This window comes from Caulobacter sp., assembly GCF_039596335.1.
GTDB lineage: Bacteria > Pseudomonadota > Alphaproteobacteria > Caulobacterales > Caulobacteraceae > Caulobacter.
The window spans coordinates 216,336-230,081 of record NZ_JBCNJZ010000008.1; the positions used below are offsets into that span (position 1 = coordinate 216,336).

At 67.5% G+C, this 13,746-nt stretch carries 7 protein-coding genes; 4 read left to right on the forward strand and 3 right to left on the reverse strand.

The features are described from left to right. The first annotated feature begins 72 nt into the window (after positions 1–72). A complete protein-coding gene (locus ABDW31_RS18650; RefSeq protein WP_184723021.1) occupies positions 73–2,871 on the forward strand; it encodes a TonB-dependent receptor in 2,799 nt (932 codons plus the stop codon). A gap of 81 nt (positions 2,872–2,952) precedes the next feature. Here the strand turns inward: ABDW31_RS18650 and nagA are convergent, their stop codons facing one another. The 3 genes from nagA to ABDW31_RS18665 are packed head-to-tail and all read right to left on the reverse strand — an operon-like array spanning position 2,953 to position 5,882. Beyond that, positions 2,953–4,083, reverse strand: a complete 1,131-nt coding sequence (gene nagA / locus ABDW31_RS18655) for an N-acetylglucosamine-6-phosphate deacetylase (RefSeq protein ID WP_343699389.1) — start codon at positions 4,081–4,083, stop codon at positions 2,953–2,955. After that, positions 4,083–5,090: an SIS domain-containing protein gene (locus tag ABDW31_RS18660; RefSeq protein WP_343699424.1), complete on the reverse strand. Its 1,008-nt coding sequence runs from the start codon at positions 5,088–5,090 to the stop codon at positions 4,083–4,085. The genes nagA and ABDW31_RS18660 overlap by 1 nt, the downstream gene beginning before the upstream one ends. Before the next feature lie 48 nt (positions 5,091–5,138). Further along, positions 5,139–5,882 carry a GntR family transcriptional regulator gene (locus tag ABDW31_RS18665; protein ID WP_343699390.1) on the reverse strand — a complete coding sequence of 248 codons (744 nt, stop codon included), beginning with the start codon at positions 5,880–5,882 and terminating at the stop codon, positions 5,139–5,141. Positions 5,883–6,143: 261 nt separating this feature from the next. Here ABDW31_RS18665 and ABDW31_RS18670 point away from each other — a divergent pair, with 261 nt between their 5' ends. The 3 genes from ABDW31_RS18670 to ptsP all read left to right on the forward strand — a co-directional run bounded on the left by ABDW31_RS18670 (position 6,144) and on the right by ptsP (position 13,744). Further along, entirely contained in the window at positions 6,144–8,813 is a 2,670-nt protein-coding gene (locus ABDW31_RS18670; RefSeq protein ID WP_343699391.1) for a TonB-dependent receptor, read from the forward strand. A 139-nt stretch (positions 8,814–8,952) separates the two neighbouring features. After that, positions 8,953–11,214: a family 20 glycosylhydrolase gene (locus ABDW31_RS18675; protein ID WP_343699392.1), complete on the forward strand. Its 2,262-nt coding sequence runs from the start codon at positions 8,953–8,955 to the stop codon at positions 11,212–11,214. A gap of 19 nt (positions 11,215–11,233) precedes the next feature. Next, the gene (gene ptsP, locus ABDW31_RS18680) at positions 11,234–13,744 is read left to right on the forward strand and encodes a phosphoenolpyruvate--protein phosphotransferase (RefSeq protein WP_343699393.1); all 2,511 of its coding nucleotides are present in this window, start codon (positions 11,234–11,236) and stop codon (positions 13,742–13,744) included. Positions 13,745–13,746: the final 2 nt, after the last annotated feature.

Genomic DNA, 13,746 nt, shown 5'->3' on the forward strand with positions numbered 1-13,746 from the left:
GGAGGACGCGGAGCCGGACACAAGGCCCGAGGCGGCGGTGACGTCGTCCACTGTCATACGGGAGGAGGCTACATGTTCCAGGCTACCCATGCGCGCGCGCGCATCCTGAAAAACGGCGTTTCCAGCGGCGCTCTCGCCCTGGCCGTCCTGTGCGCCGGCGGCGCTCACGCCCAGACCGCCGCTCCGGCTCAATCCGATGATGTCGCGGTCGAAGAAGTCGTCGTCACCGGCTTCCGCCGCTCGCTCGACCAGGCCCTGAACGCCAAGCGCGACTCGATCTCGTCGGTCGACGTGATCGTCGCCGAAGACATCGCCAAGTTCCCCGACCAGAACCTCGCCGAGTCGCTGCAGCGCGTGCCGGGTATCTCGATCGTTCGTGACGGCGGCGAAGGTCGCGCCATCACCGTGCGCGGTCTGGGCTCGCAGTTCACCCGCGTGCGCGTCAACGGCATGGAAGCCATCGCCACCACCTCGGACGGCGCCAGCGCCAACCGCGAGCGCGGCTTCGACTTCAACGTGTTCGCCTCGGAGCTGTTCAGCTCGCTGGTCGTGCACAAGACCGCCGAAGCCTCGCTGGACGAAGGTTCGCTGGGCGCGGTCGTCGACCTGAACACCGGCAACCCGATGCGCGGCAAGGACGGGTTCACGATGGCCCTGAGCGCCCAGGGTCAATACAACGACCTCGCCAAGGACTGGGGTCCGCGTCTGGCCGGCCTGGTGAACTATCGCCACCCGAGCGGCATGTGGGGCGCCTCGGTCTCGGCCGCCTATTCGCAGCAGAACCAGGTCGAATCGACCAACAACACCGTGCGCTGGCAGCAGGCCCGCTTCAATTCGGCGAACGGCGTCAACTGCTTCACGACGCAGAACTCGGGCGGCGTCTATGTGCCGAGCGCCAACTGTAATGCGACGGCCCTGGCCTTCCACCCGCGTATCCCGCGCTGGGGCGAGATCAACCATGACCGCGAGCGCCTGGGCGTGACCGCCAGCGTCCAGTTCCAGCCGACCGACCGCACCTCGCTGTCGATCGACGGTCTGTTCTCCAGCTACAAGGCCACCCGCAACGAGAAGTACGCGGAAGTTCTGTTCCGCGGCAACGAGCGCGGGATCAGCGTCCGCGACTACACGATCGACGGTAACAACAACCTGATCAAGGGTACGTTCGACAACGCCTGGGTGCGGATCGAACACTATGAGCGCCAGCTGGACACGACGTTCCAGCAACTCAGCGCCAACCTGACGCACGAGTTCTCGGACAACTTCAAGATCAACTTCCTGGGCGGCGTCTCGAAGTCGGACGCCGATATTCCGTATGAAACCACGATGATCTTCGATGATCGTGACGCCAACGGTTATCGCTACGATTACACCGACATGAAGAAGCCGGTGCTGGCGTTCGGCACCAGCGTCACCGACCCGACGAACTTCCAGTTCGCCGAATTCCGCGACCGTCCGTCCAACAACACCAACAAGTTCCGCACCGCCGCGCTGAACGCCGAGTGGGGCCTGAACGAGGCGATCACCGTCAAGGGGGGCGCTTCGTTCCGTCAGTTCGACTTCAACCTGGTGGAAGGCGCTCGTGACTCGACCTACTGCGCGGCCTTCAGCTGCGCGGCCGGCGCCTACGGTGCTCCGGTCACCTCGGCCCTGACCGAAGTGTTCAACCTGCGCGGCGCCGGCGCCCCGGCGGGCACCACGACCAGCTGGGTCGTGCCGAACCTGCAGGCGGCTGCTGCCTCCATCAACCTGTATCAGCGTCCGTTGATCCAGCAGGCCGGCAATACCCGCTCGGTGACCGAGAAGGACAGCGGCGCCTATCTGCAATTCGACGTGAAGAGCCAGATCGCCGGTCTCGACTACGCCCTGAACGCCGGTGTGCGCTACGTGAAGACCGAACAGTCCTCGACGGGCATCAACAACAGCCAGACCGTCACGGTCGACCGTGAGTACAACGACTGGCTGCCGGCCGTTAACCTGGCGCTGTTCCCGACCGAGAAGCTGATCCTGCGCCTGTCGGCGTCGGAGGTCATGACCCGTCCGAACCTGGGCAGCCTGACCCCGGGCGGCTCGGTCGACGGCTTCAACTATCGGATCAACTTCGGTAACCCGCAGCTGGACCCCTACCGCGCCAAGGCCTACGACGCGGCCCTGGAATGGTACTTCGCCCGCGAGTCGATCTTCTCGGTCGCGGTGTTCCAGAAGGACATCAGCAGCTTCCCGATCGCAGCGACCACGCAAGGCACCTACGCCTCGACCGGTCTGCCGCTGTCGCTGATCATCCCCAGCTCGCCGGCGGCCAGCAATCCCGAGGGTCAGCCCTGGTCGATCAACACCACGATCAATGGCGCAGGCGGCAAGCTTAAGGGCGTCGAGTTCGCCGTGCAGGGGCCGTTCACCTTCCTGCCGGGCTTCTGGTCGAACTTCGGCGGTATCGCCAACCTGACCCTGGTCGACTCCGACGTCGACTACGGCGTACAGGGCCCGGCGACCAACGCCACCCCGACCGGCGCTTTCCCGTCGCTGGTCAACAGCACGGCGACCGAGCGTCTGTTCAACCTGTCGCGCCGGGCGTTCAACGTGACGCTCTACTACGAAGCCGACAAGTTCAGCGCCCGCGCCTCGGCGGCCTATCGCAGCGGCTTCATCGACGGCACCAGCGCCACCGGCAACGTGTTCGAGGGCTACAACAGCTCGGTGAACGTCGACGCCTCGATGCGCTATCGCTGGAACGATCATCTCGAGTTCTCGCTGGAAGGCGTGAACCTGACGGACGAGTACCGCGACCGCTTCACCGACCTCGCGGCCGACCGCAACTACGAATACAACCACTTTGGCCGCACGATCATGGTCGGCGTCCGCTACAAGATGTAGTCTCGGTCGCAAGACAAAGACTGGAAAGGCCGCCGGGGAACCGGCGGCCTTCTTCGTTTCGGCGCTAGGAAAGGGGAGGGTTTAGGCTCCGCCGATCCAGGTGGCGATGACGTTCAGCTGGTTGTCCAGCAAGCAGAGATCGGCGGCCTGGCCCTTGGCGATCCGCCCACGGACAGTGTTCTGCCCCAGGAACGCCGCCGGGGCCGCGGCGGCCATCATCACGGCGTCCTCCAGGGGCAGGTTCAGCATGGCGACGGCGTTGCGCACGGCCGTGGCCATGTCCAGGTCCGAGCCGGCCAGGGTGCCCTTGTCGTCGACGCAGACGCCGTCGACCACGCGGATGTGGCGACCCTGCAGGTCGAAGGACTTGTCTGCCATGCCCACGGTCGGCATGGCGTCGGTCACCAGCATGAAGCGGTCCAGCGGCCGGGTTCGCAGGGCCAGCTTCAGGGTTACCGGATCCACGTGGCGGCCGTCGACGATCAGGCCGCACCAGGCGGTCAGGCTTTCCAGGGCTGCGCCCACTGCGCCGGGCTCGCGGCTGGTCAGCGGCGACATGGCGTTGAACAGGTGGGTGAAGCCGGTCAGGCCATGGTCCAGCGCCTGGCGCATGGTCTTGTAGTGGGCGTTGGTGTGACCGGCGGCGACGATCACCCCGGCGTCGGCCAGGCGCTGGATCATCTCCGGGGTCGTGCGCTCGGGGGCCAGGGTCACCAGGGTCTTGCCGGCCTTCAGCGAGGTCAGCAGGGCCAGGGCCTCATCGTCGATGACCCGGAACTTGCCCTCGTCGTGGATGCCCTTGCGCTTGGGATTGAGGAACGGGCCCTCAATGTGGATGCCCAGAACGCCGGGCACGCCCTGCTCGATGGCGGCCTCGGTGGCCCGCATGGCCTGGTCGACCACGGCCAGGTCGTCGCTGATCAGGGTGGGCAGGAAGCCGGTGGTGCCGAACGGGCGGTGGGCCGCACCGATGGCGGCGATGGCCTCGACCGTAGGCTGGTCGTTGAACAGCACCCCGCCGCCGCCATTGACCTGGGTATCGATATAGCCCGGGACCAGCAGGCCGCCGTCCAGATCGCGGCGCGCAGCGTGGGCGGGAACCTCGCGCGCATCGACGACGCCGGCGATCACGCCGTTTTCGACCAGCACGGCCTTGCCGTCGACGACGCCGGTTTCCGTCAGGACGCGGCCATTTACCAGAGCAGCCAGCATCAGACGGTTTCGGTGACCTTGTTGAGATGGGGTGGGCTGTCGGGATCGTAACCGCGGGCGACCGAAAGCGCATTGGCCATTCGGTAGAAACTCTGGATCATCAGGATGGGCTCGAGCACGGGGTGGCTGGCCAGGCAGGGCAAGGCTCCCACGCCTGCTTCGCCGGAGCCGGCCATCAGTACGTCGGCGCCGCGCGCGCGCAGGCCTTTGGCCATGTCATCGACGCTGGCGCGGCTCTCATCGTTCTGGGCGAAGACTAGGGCCGGGAAGCCGTCCTTCACCAGCGCCATCGGGCCGTGAAGCACCTCGGCGGCGCTGAAGGCCTCGGCGTGCAAGCCACAGGTTTCCTTGAACTTCAGGGCCGCCTCCAGCGCCACGCCGAAGCCGACGCCGCGCCCCAGAACATAGAGATTGCTGGCCGTCTTCAGGCGGTCGACGGCCGGGGACCAGTCCAGCGTCCAGGCCGTCTCCAGAGCGGCCGGCAGGGTCGAAAGCGCCTCGGCCAGCTCGGCGTCTTCCGTCCAGGCGGCGATCAGCTGTGTGATGGCCACCAGAGCGGCGATGTAAGACTTGGTGGCCGCGACGCTCAGCTCGGGTCCGGCATGCAGCGGGATGACCTCGTCGGCCAGTTCCGCCAGCGGCGAGTCGACGACGTTGACCAGGGCCACGGCATAGGCGCCGGCGGCCTTGGCTGCCTTCACGGCCGCCAAGAGATCGGGGCTCTTGCCAGACTGTGAGATGGCCAAATAGAGCGCGCCTTCCAGATTGGGCGAGGCGTCGTAGACCGAGCTGACCGACAGGCCGGCCGACGAGGTCAGCACCCCGGCCTTGGTCTCGATCAGGTAGCGGCCGAAGGTGGCGGCGTGGTCGCTGCTGCCCCGCGCGCAGGTCACCACCACGCGGGGCGGGTTGGCGCGCAGGCGCGCGGCCAGGGCCTGGATCTTCGCGGCGTTGGCCGACAGTTGCGCAGCGGCGACCTTGGAAGCCTGGCCGGCTTCCAGGAACATCTTGGTGGTCTCTGGACGGATCAAGACGGTCGCCTCCAAGCGCTGCTCCTAGGACAAAGCGTTCAATTCGGCGACGAAGTCGTACGCATCGCCGCGATAGTAGGACTGCGTGACTTCCACCGCCCGGCCGTCGCGCAGGAAGCCGCGGCGCTCGATCAGCAGCCCGGCGTCCTTGATCGGAACGCCCAGCAGGTCGGCCTGTTCGGCGTTGAACAGCACGGCCCGCAGGCGCTGCAGGGCGCGCACCGGACGATGGCCGGTGGTTTCCAGCGCCTCGTACAGCGAGACGCCGACCACCTCGGTCGAGGGCAGGGCGAAGGCGGCGATCGTCGTGTATTCCACGGCCATCGGCGCACCGTCGGCATAGCGAATGCGGGCGAAGCGATAGACAGGCGTGCCGGGCGACAGGCCCAGGATCAGCGACTCTTCCGGCGTCACCTGGCCCTCGGCCCGGCTGATCCACTCGCTTCGCGGCACGCGACCGCGCGAGATCATGTCCTCGGTGAACGACGACAGCTTGGAGAAGCTCTTCTCCACACGGGCGGCGACGAAGGTGCCCGCGCCCTGCCGGCGGGTCAGCAGGCCCTCGCTGACCAGGCCGTCCAGCGCCTTGCGCACGGTGATGCGCGAGATGCTGAACTCGTCGGCCAGGTCACGCTCGGCGGGCAGGGCGTCGTCGGGCGACAGCACCTTCTTCTGGATGGCCTCGCGCAGGGCGCGCTGCAGCTGCTTGTAGAGCGGGGCGTGGTCGCCATTGGCGTCGAGCCGTCCGATGCGCTCAGCAAACGTCATGTCCAGCCCTCCCCGTGATCAACACGTCGCGCAAATCCTCGGCGCCGCTTCGATAGCATATGACCATTTTCATACCAATAAGAACGTGGTCCGCAATTGGTTTCTTTTTGGACTTGTCAGCTGCAAAATTTCCGTCACAGTTCCCTCCCGAGGCCTGAGAAGTACCACTTTCTGCGGATCCTCCCAGAAGGATTGGTATCGGATTGGGCTTGGGGTTCGGCTCCGGTCCAATGGCCCGGCATAATGGGGAGAAGCCGAGTTATGAATACCTTCAGGAAGTCCGTGCTGGCCGCCTCGGTCAGCGCCATGGCCGTCATGGCCGCCGCGCCGGTTCTGGCGCAAGACAATAGCAGCGCCGTGGAAGAGGTGGTCGTCACCGGCATCCGCGCCTCGCTGCTGCAATCCATCGAATCCAAGCGCCGCGCCGACGCCATCGTCGACGTCGTCACCGCCGAGGATGTGGGCAAGTTTCCGAGCGCCAACGTCGCCGAAGCCCTAACCATCGTTCCTGGCGTCACCGTCGACCGCGCCTTCGGCCAGGGCGAGAAGGTCAGCATCCTGGGTACCGACCCGGCGCTGAACCGCACCCTGCTCAACGGCCAGACCGTCGCTTCCGCCGACTGGTTCATTCTCGATTCCCCGGGCCGCACCTTCAACTATGCGCTGCTGGCCCCGCAGATCGTCGGCAAGGTCGAGGTCTTCAAGTCGCCCGAAGCGCGCATCGACGAAGGCAGCATCGGCGGCACCGTCATCGTCAACACCCGCAAGCCGCTGGACCTGAAGTCGGGCCTGATCGCCGGCGCGGTCAGCTATCTGCACAACGACCGCTCCAAGAAGGGCGATGTTCAGGGCTCGCTGCTGGTCAGCTGGAAGAATGACGCCGAGACCTTCGGCGCCAGCTTCTCGGTCCAGCGCGCCGAGGACCAACTGCGTCGCGACGGCCTGGAAAGCTACGGCACCATGGCCGCCAACCAGTGGGCCGGCGGCAATCCGGACAATCCGGTCGACTCGCGCACCCGCGGCTGCACCGGAACCTGCGCCACCACCCTGACCTCGAACCTGACGGCCCGCAGCCCGAACGCGTTCGGCGCCTCGTACTTCGAGCAGGGCCGCAAGCGCACCACCTACACCACCGGCCTGCAATGGAAGCCGACCGACGCGCTGGAAGTCGATTTCAACTGGCTGAAGATCAAGGCCACCTACGACAACACCAACCAGTCGATGTACGCCTTCCAGGGCAACACCTGGAACAGCCTGGGCGCCCTGACCGGCCTGACGGTCAACAACGGCGTGGTCAGCAAGGCCTCGTTCAACAACGCCCTGTCGGTGCTGGACGTGCAGTACCGCGAAGCCGAGCTGAACTCAGACACCTACCACCTGCGTGGCAAGTACAAGGGTGATGGCTGGGACGTCGCCGGCGAGATCGGCCAGTCCAAGGCTGACGGCGGCACCAAGCGCCAAGTGTTCCTCGAATTCCTGAACTGGGCCAACTACACCGTCGACATCAGCGGCGCGCCCAAGAGCCCGGGCAGCCTGACCTACACCACCAATGTGATGGGCAACCCGGCCGCCTTCGCGACCGATCCGGGCTGGAGCGGCAACCTGGTCTCCAAGCCGACCTCGGACGAGGAAAAGTACGCCCAGATCGACTTTGGCAAGGACTTCGACGGCGTCATCCAGCGCATCCAGGTCGGCTACAAGCGCCGTGAGCATGCGACTGGCCAGCAATATGCCGGCATCGCCATTACCGGCGTCGCCGCCCCCGCCACGCTGTTCAATCCCAGCCAGGCGCCCGGCAACTATCTGAAGGGCTTCGACGGCGTCGGCGACCAGATGAAGACCCGCTTCCGCATCGACGGCCAGTCGATGGTCTCGTACGTCGAGAGCGGCAAGTGGCTGGCCCCGGGCGCTTCGATGCCCAAGCCCTCGATCTTCGCGGCCGCCGAGTTCACGGCCGGCAACTGGAACATCCAGGAAAACATCGACGCGGCCTACGCCCAGGCCAGCTTCAAGGCCGACAACATTCGCGGCAACTTCGGCGTCCGCTACGTGAAGACCTCGGTCGACAGCGCCGGCTACGTCTGCAAGCCCGGCGCGGCGTGTAACGCACAGGCCGACTGGACCTGGAACGTCACCAAGAAGAGCTACGACAACGTCCTGCCCAGCGTGAACATCATCGTCGACGCGCGCGAGGACCTGGTGTTTCGCTTCGCGGCCGCCCAGGTGATCGCTCGCCCGAACTACGCGGACATGACCAACTACTTCTGGCTGTCGGACGGCATCCTGACCGGTGGCGGCGGCAACCCGAACCTGGAACCCTACAAGTCGAGCAACTTCAACGCCTCGGCCGAGTGGTACTTCCAGCCGCAAGCCATCCTGTCGGCCGAAGTGTTCTACAAGGACATCTCCAACTACATCCTGACCCAGACCCAGCCGGAAGCGTACTTCAACCAGTCGCAGAACCGGGTCACGACCTATCAGATCAGCCGTCCGTTCAATGCGGGCTCGGCCGAGGTCAAGGGCGTGGCGGTGGCCTACCAGCAGAACTTCGCCTACGGCTTTGGTCTGCTGGCCAACTACACCTATGCCGACGGCGAGGGCGCGAGCGGCGCGCCGCTGCCCTACAACTCCAAGCACCAGGTCAATGTCAGCCCGTTCTACGAGAACGGACCGTTCTCGGCCCGGGTCACCTACACCTGGCGCTCGAAGTACTTCACTGGCGTCGACCGCGGCGACGACATGTTCGTCCGCGCCTCGGAAAACCTGGATGCGACTGTCGGCTATGCGGTGAACCAGAATATCTCGGTGTCGGTCGCCGGCCAGAACCTGCTGGACAGCGAGTACTACGGCTACGCCAACACCCCGGCCCTGCCGCGCGGCGTCTATCGCACGGGCCGCAAGCTGATGGCGACGCTGAACGTCAGCTTCTGACGATCCGCGGGCGGAGGGCTTTGAGCCCTCCGTCACGCCCATTGATTGAACCCCTCCTGACTGCAAGCATGGAGCTGGGGCGGGGCAGCCTGGCTGTCCCGCCCGCTTTTTGCCGCGAGTCCATTTCCTGCGAGGCCGCGTGACCCTGACCCCGCTCCGCATCGCCGCTGTGTCCGCGATCGCCCTGACCCTGGCGACCAGCGCCCAGGCCGATGGCCTCACCCTGACCCCCGCGCCGGCCAAGGCGGTCCGCGCCGAGGGGACCTTCAAGCTTTCCGCCGCCACCCGCATTCACGTCGCCAAGGGCGATGTCGAGGCCAAGGGCGTGGCCCTGCAGTTGGCCGACCTGATCCAACGCTCGCGCGGTTTCCGACCCGCGGTGGTCGAGGGCGCGCCCGCTGCCAACGCCATCGTCCTGACCCGCCAGGGACCGGACGGCGAGGCCTACAAGCTCGACGTCTCGCCCACCGGCGTGACCATCGCCGCCGCCAAGCGTGCAGGCCTGTTCTACGGCGCGATGTCGCTGTGGCAGCTGGCGACGCCGGACGCGGCCAAGGGCCCGGTCGCCATCCCCGCCGCCGCGATCGAGGACGCCCCGCGCTTTGCCTGGCGCGGCCTGATGGTCGACAGCGCCCGCCACTTCCAGTCGATCGACACGCTGAAGGCGGTGATCGACGCCATGGCGGCGCACAAGCTCAATACCTTCCACTGGCACTTGGTCGACGACCAAGGCTGGCGGCTGGAAATCAAGAAATACCCGAAGCTGACGGACGTGGCGGCCTGGCGGCATGACCCCGGCGCAGCCCGAAACTATCCGAAGTACGGTGGTTTCTACACTCAGGACCAGGCCCGCGAACTCGTCGCCTACGCCGCCGCCCGCAACATCACCGTCGTGCCCGAGATCGAGACCCCCGGCCACGCCCTGGCGCCGATCGTGGCCTATCCGCAGCTGGGCTCGGCCGCGCCGGACGCCAGCAAGATGGGTGACTGGGGCGTCTTCCCCTGGCTCTACAATATCGACGACAGCACCTTCGCCTTCCTCGACGACGTGCTCGGCGAAGTGATGGACATCTTCCCGTCAACCTTCATCCACGTCGGCGGCGACGAGGCGATCAAGGACCAGTGGAAGGCCAACGCCAAGATCCAGGCCCGGATGAAAGAGCTGGGGATCAAGGACGAGCACGCGTTGCAGAGCTGGTTCATCCAGCGCGTCGGGAGAAGCCTGGAAAGGCGCGGTCGCCGCCTGATCGGCTGGGACGAGATCCTGGAAGGGGGCCTGGCCCCCAACGCCACCGTGATGTCCTGGCGCGGGCTGGACGGCGCGATCGCCGCCGCCAAGGCCGGCCACGACACCGTGCTGTCGCCGCACCCCATCCTCTATCTCGACCATCGTCAGAGCCGCTCGCCCGAAGAGCCGACCGGCCGCGGGGTGCTGTCGACCCTGAGGGACGTCTACGCCTTCGATCCCGCGCCGGCCCAGCTGACGGAAGACCAGCGAAAGCACATCCTAGGCGTCCAGGCCAATGTCTGGACCGAGCATATGCAGACCGACGTCCGCATGCAGCAGATGGCCTTCCCGCGCGCCGTGGCCCTGGCCGAGCGCGCCTGGTCGCCGGAAGAGGCGGTCGGCTGGGACGACTTCGCCCGCCGCATGCCCGCCGAGATGGCCCGCCTGAAGGTGCTGGGCGTCACCGCCAACACCGTGCCGTTCGAGCCGCAACCGGCCCTGTCGGCAGGCGAGGGCGGCAAGACCAATCTGGCCCTGTCGACGGGTCTTGGCATCGGAGAGATCCGCTACACCATCGACGGCAAGACGCCGACCGCGACCTCGCCCCTCTATACCGGCGCCTTGGACTTGGCGAAGGGCGCGGTGGTCAAGGCCCGGACCTTCGTCGATGGCCAGGCCCTGGGCCGCGAGCGCGGCTGGACGATCGATCCGGCCCTGCTACGCACCCGTCTCAGCGGCCAGCTGAAGCTGTGCACCGACAAGGTGCCGCTGACCATGATCGACGACGCCCCCGTCGATCTCGCCAAGCGGCCGATGATGTTCGTCAACGTGCTCAATCCCTGCTGGATCTGGCAGGGCGCGGACCTGGAGAAGGGCGCGGCGTTCAGCGCCAAGATCAGCCAGATCCCGTTCAACTTCCAGGTCGGCGCCGATCGCGACAAGATCCCGCTGCGCGCGCCCGCGACCCCGGTCGGCGAGTTGGAGATCCGTGCAGGCTGCGACGGCGAAAAGCTGGCCGTCCTGCCCCTGGGCAAGGCGTCGGACAATCCGGGCCTGTCCACGATCACCGGCCGCTTGCCCGCCCGAACCGGCAAGGTCGATCTTTGCCTGACCTTCACGGCCAAGAGCGTCGATCCCTTCTGGGTGATCGAGCGCGTGACCCTGACGCCCTGAGTTTTCGAAAGAGTAGACCGTGTCCAACCTCGTTCTGTCTTCGCCGCTCAAGGGCTGGATCGCGCCGCTCGACGAGACCCCCGACGCGGTGTTCGCCGAGCGGATGCTGGGCGACGGCCTGGCCATCGACCCGCTGGACTCGACCCTGCATGCGCCCTGCGACGCGGTGGTCACCACCGTGCATCGCGCCCGCCACGCCGTGACCCTGCGCGCGGCCAACGGGGCCGAGATCCTGATGCATGTGGGGCTGGAGACGGTGGCGCTGAACGGCGAGGGCTTCAGCGTCTTCGTCAAGGAGGGCCAGGGCGTGAAGGCCGGTGACCGGCTCCTGGGCTTCGACCTCGACCTGCTGGCCCAGAAGGCTCGTAGCCTAATCACCCCGGTGGTGGTGACCAATCTGGACGCCTTCGAAATCGTCCGCCGCGACCAGGATCGCGAGATCGGCGTCGGCGACTTCCTGATGGAGCTGTCGCCGATCGGCGGCGCGGTGGCCCCAGGCCTGGTGGCCGACGGCGAGATCGCCCGCGCGGTGGTCGTGCCGCTGGTCCATGGCATCCACGCCCGCCCGGCCGCGCGCATCGCCGAAACCGCCCGCAAGTTCGTGGCCGAGATCGCCCTGGTCGCCCTCAATCGCCGCGCCAGCGCCAAGAGCCCGGTCGGGGTGATGTCCCTGGCCATCCGCCACGGCGACACCATCCAGGTCGTGGCCTCCGGCCTGGACGCCGAGGCCGCCGTCGCGGCGATCGTCGAGCTGATCGAAGGCGGCATGGGCGAGGGGGCTCCGGTCTCGGCCAAAGCCTCCGCTCCGTCGGCCGTGACGGTCGAGCCGGCTCGTCCCGTCGACGTGCCACGCGACGGCGTGCTGAAGGGCGTGCTGGCCGCGCCAGGCCTGGCCATCGGCAAAGCCGTGCGCCTGGCCTCAACCGACATCGTGGTGCGCGAGCAGGGCGAGGGCGCAGCCCACGAGGAAGCGGCGCTGGTCGCCGCCCTCGAAGTCGTCCGTCAGCGGATCGAACGCAACGCCGCCAAGGGCGACAAGGCTCGCAAGGCCATCCTCGGCGCCCACCTTGCCTTCCTGGAAGACCCCGAACTGGCCGCCGGCGCCCGCCGTCTGATCGCCGAGGGCAAGAGCGCGGGCTTTGCCTGGCGCAAGGCGGTCGGCGGCTATGTCGAGGCGCTGCGCGGCCTGGGCGATCGCCGCCTGGCCGAGCGCGTCGACGACCTCGTGGACCTGGAGCGCCAGGTCCTGCGCGCCCTGACCGGTGAAGAGGATGAGGGCGCGGTCCTGCCGCCCGGCTCGATCCTGCTGGCCGACGAACTGCTGCCCTCGCAACTGATGGGCGTGGACCCCGCCGCCGTGGCCGGCTTCGCCACCGCGCGCGGCGGCCCGACCTCGCACGTGGCGATCCTAGCCGCCGCCATGGGCATCCCGGCCCTGGTCGCCGTCGGCGGCGCGCTGCTCAACGTCAAGGACGGCGCGACCCTGATCCTCGACGCCGACAGCGGGACCCTGCGCGTCGCTCCCGACGCCCCGGCCCTGGAAGCCGCCCAGACCGCCCTGGCCCAGCGCCAGCAGCGCAAGGCCGCTGCTCAGGCCGCCGCCCACGATCCGTGCGTAACCAAGGACGGCGTCCGCATCGAGGTGTTCGCCAACACCGGCTCGATCAACGACGCCCTGGCCGCCGTGGCCAATGGCGCCGAGGGCTCGGGCCTGCTGCGCACCGAGTTCCTGTTCCTGGACCGCGAGACCCCGCCCGACGAGGACGAGCAGGCCCGCCAGTACCAGGCCATCGCCTCGGCCCTGGACGGCAAGCCGCTGATCATCCGCACCCTGGACGTCGGCGGCGACAAGGCCGCGCCCTATCTGCCGATCCCCACCGAGGAGAACCCGGCCCTGGGCCTGCGCGGCGTCCGCGTCAGCCTGTGGCGGCCGCATCTCCTGAAGACCCAGCTGCGCGCCATCCTGCGGGTGAAGCCGCTGGGCCAGTGCAAGATCATGGTCCCCATGGTCGCCAGCCTGGACGAACTGCGCGCCGTCCGTGCCGTGCTGGACGAGGCCAAGCGCGAGATGGGCGTGGTCGAGCGCATCGAGTTGGGCGTGATGATCGAGACCCCCGCCGCCGCCGTCACCGCCGACCTGATCGCCGCCGAGGCCGACTTCCTGTCGATCGGCACCAACGACCTGACCCAGTACGTGCTGGCCATGGATCGCGGCAATCCGGAGCTGGCCGCCCGCATCGACGCCTTGCACCCGGCGGTGCTGCGGATGATCGACCAGACCTGCCGGGGCGCGGCGAAGCATCATCGCTGGGTCGGCGTCTGCGGGGGTCTCGCCTCCGACCTCGACGCGACCGCGATCCTGCTGGGCCTGGGCGTCACCGAGTTCTCCACGACGGCCAGCATCGCGCCGGAAGTGAAGGCCAAGGTGCGGACCCTGTCGCTGGATACCTGCCGCGACCTGGCCAGCCAGGCGCTGGCCCAGACCTCGCCCGAAGCCGTGCGTGCGCTCTCCAAGTCCTTCGGAGCCTGAAG